19 protein-coding genes, 1 tRNA gene and 1 other annotated feature are annotated in these 22,892 nt (G+C 35.9%); all 20 genes read right to left on the minus strand.

Annotation, left to right across the window (positions count from 1 at the left end; translation table 11 throughout):
* Window positions 1–72: 72 nt before the first annotated feature.
* On the minus strand, window positions 73–1,065 hold the full coding sequence (locus tag K6959_RS12135) for a reverse transcriptase domain-containing protein (RefSeq protein WP_394372993.1): 993 nt from the start codon (window positions 1,063–1,065) through the stop codon (window positions 73–75).
* Window positions 1,049–1,348, minus strand: a complete 300-nt coding sequence (locus tag K6959_RS19885; RefSeq protein WP_394372994.1) for a hypothetical protein — start codon at window positions 1,346–1,348, stop codon at window positions 1,049–1,051. Before K6959_RS19885 ends, K6959_RS12135 begins: the two co-directional genes overlap by 17 nt.
* 571 nt (window positions 1,349–1,919) lie before the next feature.
* Complete coding sequence (gene clpX, locus K6959_RS12140) at window positions 1,920–3,185, minus strand: ATP-dependent protease ATP-binding subunit ClpX (protein ID WP_223086624.1); 1,266 nt, start codon at window positions 3,183–3,185, stop codon at window positions 1,920–1,922.
* Window positions 3,186–4,023: 838 nt separating this feature from the next.
* Complete coding sequence (tig, locus tag K6959_RS12145) at window positions 4,024–5,313, minus strand: trigger factor (protein WP_163242122.1); 1,290 nt, start codon at window positions 5,311–5,313, stop codon at window positions 4,024–4,026.
* Between the two features lie 237 nt (window positions 5,314–5,550).
* Window positions 5,551–6,501, minus strand: coding sequence for a tetratricopeptide repeat protein (locus tag K6959_RS12150; RefSeq protein ID WP_223086626.1), 951 nt, complete (start codon window positions 6,499–6,501; stop codon window positions 5,551–5,553).
* 264 nt (window positions 6,502–6,765) lie between these two features.
* Window positions 6,766–7,350 carry a 3-isopropylmalate dehydratase small subunit gene (gene leuD / locus K6959_RS12155; protein ID WP_223086627.1) on the minus strand — a complete coding sequence of 195 codons (585 nt, stop codon included), beginning with the start codon at window positions 7,348–7,350 and terminating at the stop codon, window positions 6,766–6,768.
* Window positions 7,351–7,398: 48 nt separating this feature from the next.
* The gene (gene leuC, locus K6959_RS12160; RefSeq protein ID WP_163242125.1) at window positions 7,399–8,814 is read right to left on the minus strand and encodes a 3-isopropylmalate dehydratase large subunit; all 1,416 of its coding nucleotides are present in this window, start codon (window positions 8,812–8,814) and stop codon (window positions 7,399–7,401) included.
* Window positions 8,815–8,880: 66 nt separating this feature from the next.
* Window positions 8,881–9,993: a 3-isopropylmalate dehydrogenase gene (leuB, locus tag K6959_RS12165; RefSeq protein ID WP_163242126.1), complete on the minus strand. Its 1,113-nt coding sequence runs from the start codon at window positions 9,991–9,993 to the stop codon at window positions 8,881–8,883.
* A gap of 53 nt (window positions 9,994–10,046) precedes the next feature.
* Window positions 10,047–11,594 carry a 2-isopropylmalate synthase gene (locus K6959_RS12170; protein ID WP_163242127.1) on the minus strand — a complete coding sequence of 516 codons (1,548 nt, stop codon included), beginning with the start codon at window positions 11,592–11,594 and terminating at the stop codon, window positions 10,047–10,049.
* Window positions 11,581–12,603 (minus strand): ketol-acid reductoisomerase, encoded by a 1,023-nt coding sequence (gene ilvC, locus K6959_RS12175; protein WP_223086629.1) that lies wholly within the window; start codon window positions 12,601–12,603, stop codon window positions 11,581–11,583. The genes K6959_RS12170 and ilvC overlap by 14 nt, the downstream gene beginning before the upstream one ends.
* Window positions 12,604–12,797: 194 nt before the next feature.
* Window positions 12,798–13,316 (minus strand): acetolactate synthase small subunit, encoded by a 519-nt coding sequence (gene ilvN / locus K6959_RS12180; RefSeq protein ID WP_163242129.1) that lies wholly within the window; start codon window positions 13,314–13,316, stop codon window positions 12,798–12,800.
* The gene (gene ilvB / locus K6959_RS12185; RefSeq protein ID WP_163242130.1) at window positions 13,313–15,028 is read right to left on the minus strand and encodes an acetolactate synthase large subunit; all 1,716 of its coding nucleotides are present in this window, start codon (window positions 15,026–15,028) and stop codon (window positions 13,313–13,315) included. Before ilvB ends, ilvN begins: the two co-directional genes overlap by 4 nt.
* A 120-nt stretch (window positions 15,029–15,148) precedes the next feature.
* Window positions 15,149–15,559: a binding site (T-box leader), on the minus strand.
* 5 nt (window positions 15,560–15,564) lie between these two features.
* Window positions 15,565–16,464 (minus strand): branched-chain-amino-acid transaminase, encoded by a 900-nt coding sequence (gene ilvE / locus K6959_RS12190; RefSeq protein WP_223086631.1) that lies wholly within the window; start codon window positions 16,462–16,464, stop codon window positions 15,565–15,567.
* Window positions 16,465–17,675: 1,211 nt separating this feature from the next.
* The gene (locus K6959_RS12195) at window positions 17,676–18,113 is read right to left on the minus strand and encodes an N-acetyltransferase (RefSeq protein WP_262421783.1); all 438 of its coding nucleotides are present in this window, start codon (window positions 18,111–18,113) and stop codon (window positions 17,676–17,678) included.
* 300 nt (window positions 18,114–18,413) lie between these two features.
* Window positions 18,414–19,334 carry an HPr(Ser) kinase/phosphatase gene (gene hprK, locus K6959_RS12200; RefSeq protein WP_163242168.1) on the minus strand — a complete coding sequence of 307 codons (921 nt, stop codon included), beginning with the start codon at window positions 19,332–19,334 and terminating at the stop codon, window positions 18,414–18,416.
* A gap of 820 nt (window positions 19,335–20,154) precedes the next feature.
* Window positions 20,155–20,547, minus strand: coding sequence for a hypothetical protein (locus K6959_RS12205; protein ID WP_163242132.1), 393 nt, complete (start codon window positions 20,545–20,547; stop codon window positions 20,155–20,157).
* A gap of 117 nt (window positions 20,548–20,664) precedes the next feature.
* Window positions 20,665–20,738 (minus strand) — tRNA-Arg (locus tag K6959_RS12210).
* 114 nt (window positions 20,739–20,852) lie between these two features.
* Window positions 20,853–21,371: a metallophosphoesterase family protein gene (locus tag K6959_RS12215; protein ID WP_163242133.1), complete on the minus strand. Its 519-nt coding sequence runs from the start codon at window positions 21,369–21,371 to the stop codon at window positions 20,853–20,855.
* A 50-nt stretch (window positions 21,372–21,421) separates the two neighbouring features.
* Window positions 21,422–22,021 carry an XTP/dITP diphosphatase gene (locus K6959_RS12220; RefSeq protein WP_163242134.1) on the minus strand — a complete coding sequence of 200 codons (600 nt, stop codon included), beginning with the start codon at window positions 22,019–22,021 and terminating at the stop codon, window positions 21,422–21,424.
* A gap of 7 nt (window positions 22,022–22,028) precedes the next feature.
* A complete protein-coding gene (gene rph, locus K6959_RS12225) occupies window positions 22,029–22,796 on the minus strand; it encodes a ribonuclease PH (protein WP_163242135.1) in 768 nt (255 codons plus the stop codon).
* Window positions 22,797–22,892: the final 96 nt, after the last annotated feature.

The following is a 22,892-nucleotide window of genomic DNA, read 5'->3' on the forward strand; positions in this document are numbered from 1 at the left end:
GAGAGGAAAGTTATTTAACTTCCCATCCCTCTCACACCACCGTACGTACGGTTCCGTATACGGCGGTTCAACTTATATTGCAGTATGAACTTCTAAGTAATAATCTAAGGCAAAGGGGATTCCTCTTTGCTTTAGACGTTTATTTGATAATGCTGTTTGAACAACTTTCGATAGCCCTATGTACCGATATCCTTTTCGGCAATAGGTCAGTCCTTTGGCTTCTTCTTCAGGTATACCCAATTGAATAAGTGATTGGATTCGCTTCTTATTACTTTTCCATTGTTTCCAAATGATGACTCGTAACCTAGAGCGCAATTTCGCATCAGTAGTGGTGAGTATCTTTTTCAACTTCGCGATTTTAAAGTAGTTCACCCATCCGTAAATAACTTGTCTTAATTTCATTATCCTGTTATTTAGGGAGATTCCTTGGTTGCGTTTCGTTAGCTGTTTTAGCTTTCTTTGGAGTTTCCGTACCGAATCTTGATGCGCTCGTGGTTGATATTTTTTCGTATGCGTATCATAATAGAATCCAAATCCTAGAAATTTCGTATTTCCTGGTCTTGATATTCTACTTTTCTCTGCGTTTACGATTAACCCAAGTTTCTTTTCGATAAAATTTGTGATAGATTTCATGACACGATTGGCTGCTTTTTCACTTTTGACGAAGATGATGCTATCATCCGCATCTCTGACGAAATTTAGATTTCTTGCTTCTAATTCATTATCTAATTCATTAAGCATGATGTTGCTTAATAGCGGACTCAGGTTACCACCTTGCGGTGTTCCAATGGGAGTGTTTTCACGTTTCCCATTCACCATTACTCCACTTGTTAGATATTTTCGTATGAGTGATATGACATCGCCATCCTTGATTGTATAAGAAATTATTCTCATTAACTTATCATGATGGACAGTATCAAAGAAGCGTTCTAGGTCAATATCAATTAACCACGTGTAGCCTTCATTCATAAATTCTAATGCTTTAACGATTGCTTGTTCGCAACTTCTTCCTGGGCGAAATCCAAAGCTATACTCACTAAATTGTCGTTCAAATATTGGACTCAACTTTTTGACTAATCGCCTGTTGAATCACACGGTCAACAACTGTGGGAATGCCTAGTTTTCTCGTCTTTCCATTATCTTTCGGTATTTCGACTCGTAACGCAGGCATTGGCTTGTATTTTCGCTTTCGGATTTGATTGCGTATGCCATCTTTATTCTTCCGAAGATGGTACGCCAAATCTTCAATGGATATACCATCTACGCCACTCGCACCTTTATTTCGATATACCTGTTTGTAGGCAGTATTCATATTTTCATTACTTAATATTTCTTCTAAAAGTTCCATACTCGTTTCTTCCTTTCCTTTTCTGTGATGAGAGACATTTCGCTTTTGAGTATCCTTTGGGATACGCCCATACTTTCCTCATTAACACATTCTGAAATTTATCTCTCATGCATCCATGGTGTTAGAAACACTATAAATTGTTCCACCCTTCATGACTTTTGTCATTACTATGGTTTCTGCTGACTTCTCACGATAAACCTTATTCGACCAGTTTTCTTTATATAGGGGACTCCTCAACTGTTCGTGAGACCTCCCAGGGTAAGACATTTATCTTTCCTCTTTTTATCTGCCTGATTTACTTCACAGAGTTACGCACATCTTTTGGACTTTGACTTGTTTAGTAGTCTTATCCTTCTGTAAAGCCTTGGTATCAGATTTCTGTTCGTCAGACCAAGATTTTGGTACACGCTTCCTTCAGCTCTTGCCTCACGACAAGCACCTTGCACTTCCCTAGTGGTTGGATGATGTGTTCCCCCACAGTGGACTTGCACCACCTAGATAAATGCCATGCCTGGCACACTAAAAAAAAAGAAACTGGTTTTTGACCAGTTTCTCGAGAATTTCAATTTTTTTATGCTGACGTTTTACGCTCTTTCGTTTCAACTGTACCGTCAATAAGAATAAGCTTAGGAGCTTTATTATCGACAACTGTTTCCTTTGTAATAATACATTTTTCAATATCATCACGAGATGGCAGCTCATACATTACATCGAGCATAATCCCTTCAATAATCGATCGTAAGCCTCTGGCACCAGTTTTTCGTTCAATTGCTTTTTTAGCAATTTCCGCTAATGCCTCATCTTCAAATTCCAACGTTACATTATCTAACTCAAGCATTTTTTGGAATTGCTTAACGAGAGCATTTTTAGGTTTTGTTAAAATCTCAATTAAAGCTTTTTCATCTAAAGATTGAAGACTTGCAATTACTGGCAAACGTCCAATAAATTCTGGGATCAACCCAAATTTCAATAAATCCTCTGGGAGAACTTTTGAAAGAAGTTCTTTTTCTTCAATCTCACTTTGCTTTGGATCGGCACCAAATCCAATTACCTTTTGTCCGAGACGCCGTTTAATAATTTGTTCAATTCCATCGAAAGCACCGCCACAAATAAAAAAAATATTTGTTGTATCAATTTGAATAAATTCTTGATGTGGATGCTTTCGTCCCCCTTGAGGAGGAACGCTCGCAACAGTACCTTCTAATATTTTTAATAACGCCTGTTGAACTCCTTCACCTGAAACATCACGCGTAATTGATGGATTTTCAGATTTACGAGCAACTTTGTCAATTTCATCAATATAAATAATTCCATTTTCTGCTTTTTCAACATCGTAGTCAGCGGCCTGGATTAACTTTAATAAAATATTTTCAACATCCTCACCAACATAACCTGCTTCTGTTAAAGAAGTAGCATCAGCAATTGCGAATGGAACATTTAATATTCTCGCTAACGTTTGTGCTAGTAATGTTTTTCCACTTCCTGTCGGCCCAATCATACAAATGTTACTCTTAGCAAGCTCTACATCATCAATTTTACTATTTGAGTTTATTCTTTTGTAATGATTATAAACAGCAACTGCCAGAGATTTTTTTGCTTGATCCTGTCCAATGACGTACTCTTCAAGGATTTCTTTTATTTCTGCCGGCTTTGGTACATCTTTGAACTCTGCTTCTTCTTCTGTGCCTAATTCCTCTTCTACGATTTCTGAACAAAGCTCAATACATTCATCACATATATAAACACCTGGTCCTGCCACTAATTTTCTCACTTGATCTTGTGTTTTACCACAGAAAGAACACTTTAATTGTCCTTTTTCATCATTAAATTTAAACAATCATTTCACCCCTTAAAAAAACTTCTTACAAATGTAAATTATCGGACTATCAGCAAACAAATTTTAAAGAAAAGCTATAAATTTGTTTTTCATTTTATATACTCGTGCAGGTGAATATCGCTCACCTTATAATTGTGCTAAAATTGGCAATGAATCAATACATACAATCAATTTGTTGTTCAATAGTATGTATTGCATTGTACCATACTTTTTGCATGGACAGGTAATAATAACACTTACGTTTTACAATGAAAAAGCTTATCATTTGTATGTATTTTATGTATGATTTGTTTGCTAATCCACAAAAGAAGAAATAAGATATTCTGACTGTCGACAATCTTCCACATTTCCCCATATAAACTCATGAACGACTTGTTCTAGTAGCTGCTGTTTCCCCTTTTTTGGATGATTAAAAAAACAACGAGATGGTCTCATGTATTATATATACATGTTCTATTCGCTTGCTTTAGTCCATAAAACATTTCTTTATTTTATTATATGTTATGTACTATCTAAGCTTAACCATTTTTGTGTTCATTAAATCAATACTTTTATATAAATAATATGTATTTTTTTAAATGTTTAGGGCAATATAAGTTGTAATTTTATGTATAAAACAAGGCACGATTTCATCGCGCCTCAGACTGTTGACAAACGCTCGCATTCTTTGTTCCTCGCACTCCGTTGTAAGCTCATGAACGACTTGTTCTATTCGCTTCCATCTCGTTAGTCGGCGCCTCGACTGACTAGCGTTTTCAATCAGTCTGAGGAATTTGCTCAAAGATTGATTTTGTCTACAAGCTGAGGCACAGATTCATCGCGCCCTGTTATTATGGTTTTATTCTTCTAAAGTTGTGCTGTTCTCGATTAGGAAGTCAACTGTTTTGCGAATGATTACATCTTTTTGAATGCCTTCCAACGTCCCTAGAGCTTCTTTAACTTGCTCTGGAGTCATTTTGTACATTTCAGCCATTTTTTCTAACTCAACATTTACTTCTTCATCACTAACTGAAATATTTTCAGCATTACCAATTGCTTCAAGTGTTAAATTTGTACGAACACGCTTTTCAGCTTCTGCTTTCATTTGCTCTTGAAGTGCTGCTTCGTCTTGACCAGAGAATTGATAATATAAATCCATATTCATTCCTTGCATTTGTAAGCGTTGTTCAAACTCTTTCATCATTCGATCAACTTCTGTAGTAATCATGACTGGCGGTATATCAATTTCGGCATTTTCAGTTGCTTTTTCAATGACAGTGTCACGAATATGATGTTCTGCTTCATGGTTCTTGTTCTCTTGTAAACGGTTTTTAACCTTTTCTTTTAAATCAGCAAGAGTTTCAACTTCTTCATCAACATCTTTTGCGAACTCATCATCTAGTTCAGGAAGTTCTTCTGCTTTAATTTCATGCACTTTCACTTTAAATAAAGCAGCTTTTCCAGCAAGCTCTGCTGCATGATATTCTTCTGGGAAAGTAACATTTACATCTCTTTCTTCACCAGCGCGAATTCCTATTAACTGATCTTCAAATCCAGGAATAAAAGAATTTGAACCAAGTTTTAGAGAGTAATTTTCAGCCTTTCCACCTTCAAAAGCTTCATCGTCAACAAAGCCTTCAAAATCAATCACGACTGTGTCTCCGTTTTCTGCTTCGCCTTCTTCTTTCACAACTAATTCCGCCTGTTGTTGTTGAAGATTTTTTAATTCGTTCGCAATATCTTCGTCTGTTACGTTTGTGTCAAATTGTTCAACTTCAATCCCTTTATAACTGCCAAGCTTAACTTCAGGCTTAACGGTAACCGTTGCCTTGAAAATAAGCGGTTTTCCTTTTTCCATTTGCTCAATATCAATGTTAGGTTGATCAACTGGTTCAATTCCAGTTTCTTCTATTGCATTCATATACGCTTCAGGAAGAAGAATATCTAAAGCATCTTGATAAAGAGCCTCGACACCAAAACGCTTTTCAAAAAGAGGACGCGGTAATTTACCTTTACGAAATCCAGGTACATTAAGAGTTTTAACAACTTTCTTAAAAGCTGTATCTAAACCTTTATTTACTTTTTCCACGTCTACTTCAACTGTAAGAACTCCTTCGTTCCCTGCTGTTTTTTCCCAATTTGTAGACATACGTTTCCCTCCAACAATCTATTTCTCATTAATCATTAAGTATAAAATGAATGAATACCTCTTCATGGTAAATACCATCCATTCAATGAAAAAATATGTGGCGTTTACACAATACAACCATTATATTATAACATAAGGTCACTTTGTTTCAACAGGGGAGCCTTAAATAATTGGATAAGAAATTTCCTCCAACTCCTGAATAAACGCACAAGCTTCCAGCAATTCTTTCTCTGACACTTAATAACGGGCTGCGATATTTATTTGAGCATCCTCAAAACCAATATATTCTAAACATATTGAATGATATGCAGCTATCCATACATTTAATTGATATTGTTCAAGCTCAAAAGGATATAAAAGAAAAAAGTGTCTTTCGAGAATCGTTTTCATATTTTCAAATAAAATTGGATCTTCATTTTCTATTTGTTCTCTTATCGTCAATATCATTTTTTTTAGCATGGGTTGTGAACGAACATCATGCACTTTTACAGGGTTAACCGTTTTCGTTAACCCGAATTTGTTGACGACCATTTCTTTATGATATTCTTGTTCTTTTAACTCATTTAGCAACATTGTTTTTAGAAAAGGATGAGCATGATGATTCTGAAGGAAATCTGTTATTTCCCTTATGTAAGGTCTAATATTTTGATTTGCTAGCTCAGCAATAAGCAGCATTTGTTTTTTCGGATCACCGTCAACTGAGAAAACATCCTTATTTTGATGCTTTTCAACGTTTTGCGGACTTTTTTCTATTTCTGTACTTTCTTCAATCACTTTTTTACTAAACTGAAGTAAGCTTGTAAAATGTGCAACTTTTTCATCTGGGATTTCCTTTTCTTCTAATAATGATTGAATTGTCTTCACTATTTCGTCATGTTCATGTAATTGAACGAGAATCATTATATATATATCGACGATTTGAAAATAATCTCCGATGCCACTATTTAACAGTTCCTTTGCAGCCTCTTTAGCCTCAATAAAATATCCTGCTTCAAAGTAAGCAACTACTAATCCGAAAAGAAGTTCCTCATTAAGAGGATCTATTGCCTTTGCTTCTTCAAAAAAACGTATTGCCTCTGTATATTGTTTGTTTTTTAAACTATATAAAGCCTTTTCAACTAATCTCCTTTCAAGATTCGGAAACAAGACAACGTTGTTCTTTTTCTTTATTCGCCTCCGCTTTTTCATTAGATATAACCGCCTTTATAGATTGTAGAAGTAGTTTAGCACGAAGGAAAATAAAAAACAAAAGAGAAAAAAATGATATTTAATTTAATTGAAAAGAAGACTGACCTAAGATAAGATACCGGTCAGTCATTACTGTTAACAAACGCTCGTATTCAACGTTATAAGCCTATGAACTTAAAGGTTCTGTGCGGCGCCATTGACAAGCGTGTTCAACTAGCCTTTTAGAAATTTATTTAGTTTTGTCTACGAGTTGTGTCATTATTTTCACGGGATTGTTTTTTCATATTGAGAGATTTTCTCTTCTAATTGTAACGTAATTTCTATTTCATCCCATCCGTTCAATAGGAGTTGCTTCCAATATGGATGAATTTTAAAAAAACGCACAAATCCAAATTCATCCGAAACAGTTTCCTCCTCTAAATTAACTGTTATCATGACATCATTGTTTTGTGATTTCTCCATTAAATATTGTACGTCTTCAGAAGGTAAGACTACTGGAAGCATGCCATTTTTTAAGCAATTTTGGTAAAATATATCGGCAAATGATGGGGCAATAATAATTTTAAATCCATAGTCTAACAATGCCCACGGAGCATGCTCTCTTGACGAACCACATCCAAAGTTTTCGTTTGCAATTAATATTTGAGCACCTTCGTTTTCACGCTTATTTAATTCAAAATCCGGGTTCAGGCTCCCATCTTCTAAAAAACGCCAGCCATAAAATAAAAACTGACCAAATCCAGTTCTTTCTATCCGTTTTAAAAATTGCTTCGGAATAATTTGATCGGTATCAACATTAGCCCGGTCTAAAACAGCTGCCTTACTTTGCAAAGTGGAAAAGCTACTCATCACTTTCTCCTCCATTTCTGTATAAATTATTTGTAAGGAAGGATAACATTATTGATATGCTTTTTCTGTCAACATCTTTCTAACATCAACAAAATGACCATGAATCGCTGCTGCTGCAGCCATTGCGGGACTTACAAGATGTGTTCTAGCACCTGCTCCTTGTCTTCCCTCAAAATTACGATTTGAAGTTGAAGCACAATGCTCACCTGCTGGTACAATATCTGCATTCATGCTAAGACACATGCTGCAGCCTGATTCTCTCCATTCAAAACCTGCTTCTAAAAAGATTTTATCTATCCCTTCTGCTTCAGCAAGTTTCTTCACTTGTTGAGAACCTGGAACGACTAAAGCTCGAACTGAAGGATGAACCTTTTTACCTTGCACAATATGTGCAGCTTGACGTAAATCCTCTAACCGTGAGTTTGTACACGATCCAATAAACACATGTTGAATTTGAATGTCTTCAATTTTTTGTCCATCTTTTAAAGACATATATTTAAGGGCTCGCTCTAACGATTCTTTTTCTACCTCGGTTTCACAATTGTCAATTTTCGGAATACTGCCAGTTATAGATGTAGTCATGGAAGGATTTGTTCCCCAGCTGACCATTGGCGTTATTTTATTGCCATCAATGTAAATGTCATTATCATAAACAGCATCTTCATCCGAAGATAGCTTTTTCCATTCCTCAACCCATTTATCAAATTCCGCCTCTTTAGGAGCGTATTTTCTTCCTTTTATATAAGCAAAAGTAGTTTCATCCGGACTAATTAAACCAGCTCTTGCTCCACCTTCAATTGACATATTACAAACAGTCATTCTTTCATCCATTGTCATATTTCTTATGACTTCACCACAATATTCAATCACATGGCCAGTACCAAAATTAATTCCATGTTTAGCTATTATATAGAGAATAACGTCTTTTGCTGTTACCCCCGGCATTAATTTACCATCTATTTGTAATTTTAATGTTTTTGGTTTAGTTTGCCATAATGTTTGTGTTGCCAGTACATGTTCGACCTCGCTTGTTCCAATTCCAAAAGCAAGCGCTCCGAATGCACCATGAGTAGAAGTGTGACTATCTCCACAAACGATTGTCATTCCGGGTTTAGTTAAACCAAGTTCTGGACCTATAACATGGACGATACCTTGATCAGGGCTTTCTAATCCTGCTAACGGCACATTAAACTCGGCGCAATTTTTCGCTAATGCATTTACTTGATTTAACGCTACTTTATCATCAATTTGAAAGCGATTAACAGTAGGGACGTTATGATCCATCGTAGCAAATGTTTTATCTGGCCTGCGGACTTTCCGTTTCTTTAATCGTAACCCTTCAAATGCTTGCGGAGAAGTTACTTCATGTACTAAATGAAGATCTATATATAATAAATCAGGTTTCCCCTTTTCTCGATGTACAACGTGCTTTTCCCATATTTTTTCAATCACTGACTTACCCATTTTATCCCCCTTCCATGAATGAAACGGACACGACCTTACGACCGTGTCCTTTTTTTATTGTGAAAATTACACATAACAGTTCATTATATTTATAGTTGCTTCATTATCTAAAATAGTTGCTCTTATTTCTTCTATCATTTCAGATGTTGAAACACGTTTATAACTAGAAGAAACAATATCAGCTGTTCGATAACCTGCTTCAAGAACTTCAGAAACTGCATTTTCTATAGATTTCGCTTCTTTTTCCAAATTAAATGAATGTCGTAGCATCATTGCAGCTGACAAAATCGCTCCAATTGGATTTGCAATTCCTTTCCCTGCAATGTCTGGAGCTGAACCATGGATAGGTTCGTATAAATAAGGGCCTGATAGCGAAAGACTAGCAGATGGAAGCATACCTAAAGAACCTGTTAATACCGATGCTTCATCACTTAATATATCTCCAAACATGTTTTCCGTCACGACTACATCAAATTGTTTCGGGTTTTTAATTATTTGCATCGCTGCGTTATCGACAAGCATATGTTCAAGAATGACTTCAGGATATTTTTTCGAGGTTTGTTCTGCAACCTCTCTCCACATACGACTAGATTCAAGCACATTTGCTTTATCAATTGAAGTCACCTTTCTTCCGCGCTTTCTGGCTAATTCAAATGCCAGCCGAATCACTCTTTCTATTTCCTCTTTTTCATAAAATAATGTGTCTACAACTGCATCCTTGCCATTTTGATTCACCCGTTCACTTGGCTTGCCAAAGTACAACCCGCCAGTTAGTTCACGAACGATCAACATATCAACATGTTCAATAAATTCTTTTCGAAGCGGAGAAGAATCAGCAAGGCTTTCGAAATAATTTGTCGGCCTTAGATTAGCATATAAATTCAGTTCTTTTCGGATTTTTAATAAACCCTTTTCCGGTCGAAGATGAACAGGAAGATGATCCCATTTAGGACCTCCAACAGCCCCTAATAAAACTGCATCGCTTCCTTTACACAAATCGATTGTTTCATCTGGAAGCGGAGTTCCTTCTGTATTGACCGCTTCTCCACCAATTTTTCCATACACGAAGGAAAATTGATGACCGAACCGTTCCCCAATCGCTTGTAATACTTCCACTGCACCTTTAGTTACTTCTTTACCAATTCCATCACCCGGTAATACTGCGATTCTCTTTTTCACCTTCATCCCTCCGTGTGAATTTTGGGGCTTTCTACTTACTTAACTGATCTTATTCATTGTGTTTGAGCGACAGGTTCTGCCTTCGCCTTCCCATTTAAATAAATGACTCGATTAATCGCGTTTAAATATGCTTTAGCTGACGCTTCAAGAACATCTTGTGCAAGTCCGCGGCCACTTGTTTCAGTTTCTTGATAACGTAATTTTACGTATACTTGTGCTAAGGCATCTCTTCCTTTTCCTACTGATTGAATTCGAAAATCGAGAAGCTTTACAGGTGCTTGCAAACATCTTTCCAACGTATTGTACAAAGCTTCAATACTTCCTGATCCGGGTGCAGCTTCCTGAATGATTTTATTATGAAATCCAGTTAATGTAACAGTTGCTGTCGGTACTTGATTTGTACCATATTGTACTTGAATGGAAGTCAGGTCATAAAAGCGCTGTTCTGTTGAAAGTCTTTCTTCAAGAACGATTGCCACTAAGTCCTCGTCTGTCATCTCTTTTTTTCGATCAGCCATATCTTTAAAAACAGTAAATAAATGCTTAATTTCTTCATCAGGTATCGTAAAACCAAGTTCCTGTAACCGTGTTTTAAAAGCGTGACGTCCAGAATGTTTACCAAGTACCATAGAATTCGATTGAAAGCCAACTAAGTCAGGGGAAATAATTTCATATGTCGTTTTTTCCTTTAAAACACCATCTTGGTGAATGCCTGATTCATGTGCAAAAGCATTTCTGCCAACAACTGCTTTGTTCGCTGGAACAATCATTCCCGTTAATTTACTTACTAAGCTGCTCGTTCTGCTAATTTCATTTAAAACAAGTCTCGTTTCAGCTTTGTAGTAATCTTTCCGTGTATAAAGAGCTACAGCAAATTCTTCAAGTGCGGCATTACCAGCTCTTTCACCAATGCCATTTATCGCACCCTCTACTTGAGTAGCTCCATGCTCGATTGCCGATAATGAATTAGCAATTGCCATTCCTAAATCGTCATGACAATGAGCAGATAATGAAACTCCATCTATAGAAGGTACATTTTCCCTTAAATAAGTGAAAATATCCCCATATTCTTTTGGTGTGATATATCCTACCGTATCAGGAATATTAACAACTTTTGCTCCCGCTTGAATAACAGCTTCTACAATCTGAGCTAAATAAGGAAGCTCAGTGCGGCAGGCGTCTTCCGCTGACCATTGAACAACCGGAAAACGCTCTGCAGCATATTTTACAGTTTCGACTGCCGTTTCAATCACTTGTTCCTTCGATAATTTAAGCTTATAATCCCGATGAATCGGAGAAGTAGCAATAAACACGTGCAAGCGAGGTTCAACACCGTCTTTCAATGCTTCCCATGCCGCATCAATATCGGACTTGACAGACCGGGCTAACCCGGTCACTGAACAGTTTTTAATTGTCTGTGCAATTGCTTGAACTGAAGAGAAATCTCCTTTAGATGCGGCAGGAAATCCCGCTTCAATAATATCGACATTTAGACGTTCTAACTGTTTCGCAATTTCCAGCTTTTCTGAAAAGTTTAAGTTTACTCCGGCCGATTGCTCACCATCTCTTAATGTCGTATCAAAAATGTTAATTTTTCGCACTTGAGACCACTTCTTTCGACTTTCTCTCATTTACAAATGGCATCATTTTACGTAATTTTCTTCCCACCTCTTCAATAAGATGTTGATTTTCACGCTCATTCACAGCGTTGAAAACAGGTCTGTTAGCTTGGTTTTCTAAAATCCAGCCTTTTGCAAAGTTTCCTTCTTGAATATCCTTTAATACTGCTTTCATAGATTTTTTCACATCTTCATTAATGACTCTAGGACCACTGATGAAGTCTCCCCATTGTGCTGTATCTGAAATGGAATAACGCATTCCTTCTAATCCGCCTTCATACATTAAATCCACAATTAATTTTAATTCATGCAAACATTCAAAATATGCAAGCTCTGGCTGATAACCGGCTTCTACAAGCGTTTCAAATCCTGCTTTTACAAGCGATGTTAAACCTCCGCACAGAACCGCCTGCTCTCCAAATAAATCTGTTTCAGTCTCTTCTTTAAATGATGTTTCTAGCGCTCCAGCTCGTAATGCCCCAATACCTTTTGCATAAGCTAAAGCAAGTTCTTTTGCTTCTCCAGTAACGTCTTGATAAATTGCAAACAATGCAGGAACTCCAGCTCCTTCTTCATATGTTCGTCTTACAAGATGACCTGGGCCTTTTGGAGCAACGAGTAAAACATCACATGACTTTGGTGCGACAATTTGATGGAAATAAATATTAAATCCATGCGCAAACATAATTGCTTGATTTGTTAAATTTGGCTCAATTTCTTCTTTATAAACTTTAGGCTGCAATTCATCTGGTAATAAAATCATAATAATATCTGCTTTAGCAGTAGCTTCAGAAACAGCATATACCGGAAAACCATCCTTTTCTGCCTTATCCCATGACTTTCCTTTCCGAAGACCAATTACAACTTCTACCCCGCTGTCCCGTAAGTTTTGTGCATGAGCGTGACCTTGTGAACCATACCCAACAATCGCTACTGTTTTTCCTTGTAAATAAGCTTCATTCGCATCTCCGTTATAATACATTTTTGTCATTTTTTATTTCTCTCCTTTAATTTTTAAATTTTATTATTTTTTAGCTATATTAAAAATATATTGAAGCTCATCCGTATGAGACCGAAGCCTCACACGCATTTTCAGCTATGAAAAAAAGTTCTTGGAAATGAGCCACAAAAATAGCCTAGTTATTAAGTCCCGAATGCTAACGGGACGTTATACATTTGTTCGCTTTATACAATTGAATAAGACTTTTGCTGATGGACATTTCTTTGCGTCCCCCGTAAGAAAGCTGTTGTACCTGTTCTCGCTAATTCTTTAATTCCATACGGTTTAATTAATTCGATAAAAGCATCTAATTTATCTGATTCTCCTGTTATTTGCACTGTTAGGCTGTCTTTGCCGACATCAATAACAGAAGCTCGAAATGGTTCAATAAGGGCGTAAATTTCATTGCGATTTTGTGGAGTCGACAAAACTTTAATTAAGGCAAGCTCTCTAGAAACAATTGCTTGATCAGTAATATCAGTAACTTTTAATACATCAATTTGTTTATTTAACTGTTTCGTAATTTGTTCGATCACTTGATCGTTTTCCACATGAACAACACAAGTAATTCTTGATACGCCTTCATTCTCTGAATGACCTACAGTAATGCTCTCAATATTATAATTTCGTTTTGAAAATAAATTTGTAATTCTATTTAAAACACCTGGCCGATTTAAAACTGTTAGGGTTATAATCCGTTTCATTCTTTCACACCTACCATTTCATGCAGCCCTTTCCCTTGAGCAATCATTGGGTATACTTTTTCCATTTTTTCTACGCGGAAATCAAGAAGAACTGGCTCACGATCGTTCATTACCTCGCTTAAAATCTTTTCCGCTTCCTCTTCAGTAGAAATTTCAAAAGCCTTAATTCCATAAGCTTCTGCCAACTTAGTAAAAGACGGCTGAGATGATATATTTGAATAAGAGTAACGTTTTTCGTAAAAGAGTTCCTGCCATTGTCTAACCATTCCAAGATTTTCATTATTTAAGATGACAATCTTAATTGGTAAATTTAATTCTGCGATAACTGAAAGCTCTTGAATAGCCATTTGGAAACCGCCATCTCCTAAAACTGCTAATACACATGCTTCAGGATCTGCAAGTTGGGCGCCGATACTAGCAGGAAGACCAAATCCCATCGTTCCAAGTCCCCCGGATGTTACAAAGCGATTCGCATAATTAAACTTGTAAAATTGGGCTGCCCACATTTGATGTTGACCAACATCTGTTACAACAATTGCATCTCCTTTTGTTTTCTCGTAGAGCATTTCGATTACTTTCTGCGGTTTCAATAATTCGCTGTCATTTTCATAATAAAATGGATGCTTTTCATTCCAATCTTTTAATAACTGAACCCATTCTTCGTTGTCACCGGGTCGACCTTTTTGTTTGATTAACTCTTTTAATGCTTCTTTTGCATCCGCAACAATTGGTATTTTTGTCGGAACATTTTTTCCGATTTCCGCTGGATCAATGTCAATATGAGCAACGAGAGCTTTCGGAGCGAAATGTGTTAAGTTACCTGTTAAACGATCGTCAAAACGTGCCCCGATATTAATTAATAAATCACATTCATACAGAGCCATATTTGCCGCGTAACAGCCATGCATTCCCCCCATACCGGTAAATAACGGATTGTCAGCCGGAAATCCGCCTAAACCAAGAAGAGTATGAACAACCGGAATATTTTGTTGTTCTGCATATTGTTCTAACTCTTGTGCTGCATTTGAATGTAAAACACCTGCTCCAGCTAAAATAACCGGACGTTTTGCCTTACTAACTGCTTCTGTTAACTTGCAGATTTGTAAATAATTTGGTTGTAATGTTGGTTGATATCCAGGTAAATTAATTTCTTTCTCTTCAGGAATAAATCCAAGGGAGGCTGAAATGTCTTTTGGAATATCGATTAATACAGGACCAGGTCTTCCACTTGACGCAATATAAAAAGCTTCTTTTACAATATAAGGAATATCTTCAATGTTCCGAACTTGATAATTATATTTTGTAATCGGAGTTGTAATTCCGAGAATATCAGCCTCTTGGAACGCATCTGTTCCAATGACTTCAGTTGATACTTGACCAGTGAAAACGACAAGCGGCAAAGAGTCCATTAACGCATCCGTTAATCCTGTTACAATATTAGTTGCTCCAGGACCGGATGTTACAATGACAACCCCCGGCTTCCCTGTAATCCGAGCGTATCCTTCTGCGGCATGAATTCCTCCTTGTTCATGCCGGGGCAAAATATGGCGGATATCTGAGTGATAAAGCTTATCATAAATTGGAAGAACCGCTCCCCCCGGATACCCAAAGATTACTTCAACGCCTTCCTTTTTTAACGCATTTAACATTAAATCTGCACCGGTCATCATTTCTTCTTCAGCTTTCTTTTCCATAAAAGCAGCTTCCTGCATGTTAAAAATAACCTCCTTAAATTAAGTTTTAATTTAAACAAACGGCACCTAGTATGCTTTGATTGCTTTTTAAATATAAAAAAGAGCCTTTCCATCCCTTAAAAGCCTACTTATCCTAGGCTAAGGGATGAAAAGGCTCATAAATACCACCTTTCCACGGTACCACCCTAATTCACGCGAAAAACGTGCACTTTTGAACAATTTTAATTGTTCTTAGGCTGTTGACAAACGTATTTTGAACGACTGTTCTACTCTTTTCCGCCTTGTTGCTCGGCGCCTAGACTGACAAGCTTTTTTCAAACAGTCTGAAGAGTTGAATTCAAATACTGACTTTGTCTACAATCTGTGAACAAACTTTAATTGTTCTTTTTAATAACGAGTGTTTTAGCACCCGATCAGCCCTACTTAAATTATCTTTCGAACTGATACTCTGAGGCGAGTTCACCTTATGGGGCATTACCGGCTCTCAGCTTCACCGACTCTCTGTGAATGCCACTCCAAAAAATTACTTATCCTCTTCAACGTTTTTTCTATATTTAACTTGCAGAAGCTTTTTTGTTATATACTTTAATACCTTCTGTTACTACTTTTTCTCTGAATTTTTTCAATATTTCCTGTGTATAAGTTCCAGGTTTACCGTTGCCAATCATCCTTCCATCTACTTTAATAACGGAAATGACTTCAGCGGCTGTCCCAGTTAAAAACACTTCATCAGCTGTATATACATCATGTCTTGTGAATGCCTGTTCCCTAACTTCATAACCGAGTTCTTTTATGATATCTATCACTGCATCTCTTGTAATTCCTTCTAGTGCTCCAATATAACTTGGAGGTGTATAAAATACTTTTTTTTTTACGATAAAAACATTGTCTCCTGATCCTTCAGCTACATACCCTTGATCATTTAACATTAACGCTTCACTCACATGAGCTAAGCGAGCTTCAATTTTTACAAGTACATTGTTTAAATAGTTTAAAGACTTAACTTGCGGACTTAAAATATCAGGTCTATTTCTTCTAGTCGCTACAGTGACAATTTCAAGTCCTTTTTCATAAAGTTCTTTCGGGAAAAGAGTAAGCGGTTCAACAATAATAACAATATTTTCCTTTTTGCAATGAGCTGGATCAAGGCCAAGGTTTCCTACTCCTCTGGATACAACTAAACGAATATAAGCACTTTGTAATTTATTTTTTTTCACCGTATCGATAACAATTTGTGTTAACTCCTCCTGCTTATAGGAGATATTTAATAAAATTGATTTTGCGGAGTTATAAAGACGATCCATATGATCTTTCAAGCGAAAAATATTCCCATCGTAAACCCGGATCCCCTCAAATATTCCGTCTCCGTACAAAAAGCCGTGATCGTAGACTGAAATTTTTGCATTCTCTTTTGTCACATATTCGCCATTTAAAAAAATCCACTGTTCGGACACGAAAAAGACACTCCTCTTCTTTAACGATAAAACGCTTTAAACGGATGAAATTTCAAATTAAAATTTTTTCCTAAAAATAAGGTATTATTTTGATTAAATCCAATTAAAACTTTCTATCAGTTGTTCCTTTATCTTTTATTTGAGGACTATCTTACGCCGATTTTATGCAGACGTCAACACCATTTTTATGAATTATTAGATAATTTCGATTTATTGGAAAGGTTGAATACGCTTACAATGTTGAGACATTAATGTTCTTAAAGAGCAAATTTTTTTTTGAACTTTTTGTGAAAAAAAAAAAAAACAGAACAACTGTAGCGAGGTGAAATACAGATGTCTTTTTTGGAAGAACAATACAACAAAAAAGTCATTATTAAATAATAAAGAGTTGTATTGATAATAAGTAAATACACAAAATCCATAAAAAAAGGAGACGTTATTTAAGCACGAAAAAAACATGATACTGTTTCGCTTTAACCGTTGTTTAACGTGTACCCCAGCGACTCTCACCAAAGATGAACGAAGTTTATTTTTCATTGGCTAAAGGAAGAAAAACACTGATGTCACCTTTTTCAAACCTTGTAGCACTACCTTATGTATTCGAACGCAAGCAAAAAGGACTTTCTGATTGGACGAGGCGCTATTAGTTTCATAAAAGTGGGAGTTTATCTAAAGTGGTGAAGACTCTTATTTTAAAGGAAAAAGCATTACTAGACTCTATTTTGCCTCCTTTATCAAATGGCATATGGAAGAACAAACAATAAAATTAAACTCTCAAAAGCCGAAATGACGGGGCATCTTTTCCAACACATTCGCCTAGAAACAGGCTGATCAGTTGTCACCCCCAACTTTTGATGATGAACCAAATCGTCTTGATCATCGAGAAGGGCGAAGGTAAAAACTGAGAAATCATTAAACTAAAGCGATAATGATTAACTAAAAAACCACCAACGCTTTAAAATTGAGTTCTTCTTTTTAATTCCATTATCACCTTCATTTTTATAGTAATCTGAATTATCTGATATATTGATATATTATTACATGATTTTTAGAATTATTAAAAGTAAAAATTACTATGGATAAAAAAGGTGAGATAATGCTCATTTTAAAATACTATCGGAAATTTATTTAGATGTGAAAGTAAGTTAGGGGAACAATGGTTTTTTCATACTCATTAAATTACAAGTCCAGAAAAAATTTTCTGGACAATATTATTTGCTCTTTTGCCAACTCATTAACAATTCCTTTTCAGAAGTATGTTCATCAAAGAGTTCTTCTTTAATAACAAATCCGTTATTCAAATAAAATTTAACTGCATTTTTATTTTTTTGATAAACTTTTAGTTTAACTATGTCTTTATGTAGCTTAATATATTGTAATAAGCTTTTCCCATAACCTTTTTTCTGATAGTCAATATGAACAAATAATGCTGCTAAATAATGATCTATCATTGAGATGAAAGCAACAATTTTTTCATTTTCTTGGATGATAAAGGTTTTAGACATGGGTATATACATCGTTTTCATGTCCATTTTTTTGGATTCCCAGTATTCCTTGTCAATAAAATTATGGGCTTTGATAGATCCCGTTATCCAAATTTCTATTATTTGATCAATTTCTGTTTCTTTTAAAGGTCTTATATTATCCACTGAAATAAGAATCACCTCCCTTTTTCGAGATTTAAATAATAGTTTTAAATATGATAGATAAACATCAATTATTGACAAACATTCGTATTCTTTGTTGCTCGCACACAACAGTTCTATTTGCTTCCTGCGCCTCGACTGACAAGCGTTTTCAAATAATCTGAGATCATCTTGATTCAAATACTGATTTTGTCTAAATTTGACATGTTATATATGTGTAGTTTACTACATGAACTATATTAAACGATCGAATTGTTTTAAAATTTTTTATGAAATTTTAATGCTCTACTTAATTATTCATACTTAAAATGAAGGAGAATCAATTTCAAGTCGTTTCATAAATTCTTCCGCAGCACTGTATCCTTGTTGCTTTAGATACCAATTATTTGCTGCCGCTTCAATTAATCCTGCCACATCGCGCCCTGGTTGAAGCTGAATTTGAATATGAGGAATTTTAACACCCATATATTCTCTAAATTTCGATTCTACTTCTAACTCATTATTTAATTCATTATTCTGCCAGTTTACTAGTTCAATATCGAGCGCAATCCGTGTCTCATCCTGAAAAGCTTTTCTTCCGTATAACCGCACTACATTTAACAACCCAATGCTGCGCAAGGCGAGAAATTCTCTGTTCCTCTCATTATGAGTACCAAGAAGAGTTTGTGGACTAAGCTTTTTTAACACAACAATGTCATCGGCAACTAAACGATGCCCACGACCGATCAACGTGTGTGCAGTCTCACTTTTGCCTACCCCTGATTTACCGCGCAGTAAAATGCCGATTCCTGAAACATTGATACAAACTCCATGCACTGCGATTTCTGGTGCCATTGTTTTTACTAAATAGGCATCTAGTTTCCCAATAAATTCGTAAGTTGTTTCATGCGTACGGAGTAGTGGGATATTTTCTTCCGTACAAAATTGAGTTAAATATTTTAATCCTTTTTGTTGTTCAGTCACGATGATGCAAGGCGGATTATATTTGACGATATTCCCGACCCGAAGCTTGCGTTCATCTTCATTTAACATATGTAAATAAGTAATTTCATTTTTTCCAAGTACTTGAACATGTTCCATCGGGAAAAAATCAAAGTAATCAATAAATTCTAATCCAGGACGATGTGTTCTTGACTTCGTGATTGTACGATGTAGTTGATTTTTTCCTGTCAATACTTCTAATGAAAATTTTTGTATTAAATTATCAATCGTTATAGATTTCACACCCATTACACTCTCCATTAACCTTCTTAAAAGCAGTCTACTTAAAAAAATAATACTAAAAGTCGGAGGATGCCGCAATCTTTCATGTAGTGTAATGAATAACTCATGATGATACAAGTAAATGGAAGTAGTACAAAATTCATTTTAATTTTTGGCACATTTTATATTAAAATAATTATTAGAGGTTCATTTTATAATTTTCATTCCTTATGCTAAGGGTTAATAAAAAATAGGCACCTCCCCAATCTAGTATAATTTGAATCCATTAAATACTTTATATAATCGCTGTACTGTTCCATTGTTCGTTGTTTTAACCCCTCAGCTTCTTTCGCTTGAATAAATATTACTAGCGCCTCATTTATTTTTTCATAACGCTCATTCTTTTGTTGGACATTCCAATAGCTAGCGGATATTACGGACAGCCTTTGCCCCTCTTTCGCCTATAAAGTTACGTTTCATGCTTTTCTTATACCTCCGATCTGTTCGATGACCTTTCACCTGTAAATTAAAAAGAAGCATTCTTTTAAAAAAACAAGCACAATTGCCCAAACTTATTATGAGCAATTGTGCTTTTACTCATTTATAGCTCCCGTTTTGATGAATAGTAGAGGTAATATTTTTTAATCAACGTAAATCAAGCAAGTAGACATATCCTTTTATAGCGTTCTAAAACTCTGTAATCAAAATTAGAGTACACTTCAGCTCGAAGTTCTATCTCTTCAAATATATTATTTTGTAAGGGTTTGATCACACTCATGTACCTGCCAGATAATCCTCCGATTCTCTCAAGTGTCCAAGCAACTGAATATGCGCTTTGCTTTCATAAATGTTTCACCTCTGGAATTCCAGATTCTTCAATCCACTCGTATAATCCCTTCAACTCTTCTTTCACACGATTGATCTCTGTTTTCCCTATTTTTTTCGCTTGTATAAACCAGATCTGATAGCTTTCTTTTAGCTGATAAGCGATCTTTATTATAGAGCCTGTTAAATTAGTTATCCTTGCGAAATGGTTAACAATAACTTCATAATCACGCAAAATACGCTCACATAGTCCTGCCGCCGTCATTTGACGGAAGACCGTAGTGAGCGCTTGTTTTTGTGTTATTCCGTTTGTATTTCTTGAAACTTTCTCGACACTTTTCTGCGGGCTGGACGTAAATAAATCCGTCAAGTATGCGTCTACTTTTAGGACGTCTTTTTTCCTCATCATGGTAACCCCCCCCGATAAGTATATTTACGTGTATAATCGGATGGTTAACCGTGTACATGACCGTTTACCTAGCGTGCTAAAACGTTGATTTGACGGGCTTTTATCGCATTTTTAGGACGTCCCAGGAGAGATTCGAACTCCCGACCGACGGCTTAGAAGGCCGTTGCTCTATCCAGCTGAGCTACTGGGACATGATTTTGTGTATCAGAGACAAGTTTTATTATATTATTTTACCCAATGGATGTCAATGGTTTTTTTAAAAAAACTCAAGGGAATTACTTCCCTAGAGTATTATAAGCTATTTTTTATTTTTTAGGAAGAGGAAATCTCTGCTTTAATTCAGTAAGTTCTCCTTTTTCATATTCAAATATAGAAATATTTGCATAGTTATTTTCTAGTCTTAAAATAACATACGTTTTTTCTATTCGCTTTCGTGGTAAACAGATGCTTCCAGGATTAATAAACAACTTCCCAGCAATGATTTCGACTCCTAAAATATGTGAGTGTCCAAAGCAGACTATATCCGCATCTAATTCCGCTGCACGATAGTGCAAATTCATTAATGTATGCTTTACACCGTATTGATGACCGTGAACAACTAGAAGTCTGTATCCATCTATTTCCTGGATTACTTCTTCTGGAAATCGTTTTTCAATGTCACAGTTTCCTTTTACTATTATGAAATCTTCGATCGCATTATGAGCAATGGACAGCTCAGAATCACCACAATGAATCATGTGATCAATCTCATCCATATGCTTATTTTTAATCACTTTTAACTCTTCCGTTAAACCGTGACTATCACTTACAATTAATATATTCATCGTTTCTAATTCCTCTTTTGAAAAAATTAGCGTATCTAGAAATCATTATACTATTCAGATAAAATGCGTGCAAAATCTTTTTCTAACTTCTTTAACGCTTTTGCACGATGACTTATTTTATTTTTCTCATCTTTACTCAGTTCTGCCATTGATTTCTCTTTTTCATTCACATAAAATATCGGATCATAGCCGAAACCGTTGCTTCCTTTCCGTTCCTTCAGTATCCGCCCTTCACATGTACCAAAAACAGTAAATGTCTCCATACTCGGGGAAGCTACTGCTAAAGCACAATAAAATCGGGCTGTTCTATCCTTTTCTTTTACCGTGCTAAGCTCTAATAATACTTTGTCAATATTCGCATCGTCATTTTTTTCTTCTCCTGCATAGCGGGCTGAAAACACTCCTGGCTTGCCTCCGAGGGCATCGACAATTAAGCCTGAGTCATCAGCAATGACTATTTTACCAAGGCGATTTGCAATTGTTTCAGCTTTCATAATCGCATTTTCCTCAAATGTCATTCCAGTTTCTTCAACATCCCTAATTTCAGGATAATCTAATAATGTTTTAACTTGTATCCCACGCTTGCTAAACATTTGCTCATATTCTTTTGCTTTACCTTTGTTTTTAGTCGCAATAATGACCTCATCCATTTTATTATTATTCCGCCTCTTCCTTCTTTCCATTACCTTCAATGAGTTCAATGATTTTTTCATCTAAAACGCTTTTCTGAAGTTCAAATAATTGCATGAGTCCGCCTTTTGCAGCAGCCAATAGTTCGTTAAGCTGATCAGAAGAAAAAGTCGCTTCTTCTCCAGTTCCTTGAAGCTCAACAAATTCCCCATTTCCAGTCATGACAACATTCATATCTACTTCTGCCTTTGAATCTTCCGCATAATTTAAATCAAGAACAGCACCGATATCTTTTAATATTCCGACACTAGTTGCAGCTAAGTAATCCGTTATTGGAAACTTTTTAATTGCTTTTTGCTCATATAGTTTTGCAAAAGCTTGAGTCATTGCAACAAACGCTCCTGTAATAGAAGCTGTGCGAGTTCCTCCGTCGGCTTGAATGACATCACAATCAATCCAAATCGTTTTTTCTCCTATAGATTCTAAATCAACGACAGCACGAAGGGAACGACCAATTAAACGTTGAATCTCCATTGTTCTTCCAGATATTTTACCTCTTGCGGATTCTCGGATATTTCTCTGTTCTGTCGCCCTTGGCAACATTGAATATTCTGCAGTAATCCAACCTTTTCCTTCTCCGCGCATAAACGGCGGAACGCGATCTTCAACGCTCGCAGTACAAATGACTTTTGTATCTCCAACACTAATTAAAACAGAGCCTTCCGGATGCTTCAAATAGTTTGTATCAATATGTATCGTTCTTAATTGCTGTTGCTCACGTCCATCAACACGCATTAATGTACCTCCTTCAATAATTAACATGACAAAGTCAATAAAGAAGAGGTGGCATGAATTGCCAACCTCTATTCCTATCATTATATAGTATAAAAA

Source organism: Bacillus aquiflavi, assembly GCF_019915265.1.
GTDB classification, from domain to species: domain Bacteria; phylum Bacillota; class Bacilli; order Bacillales; family Cytobacillaceae; genus Bacillus_BT; species Bacillus_BT aquiflavi.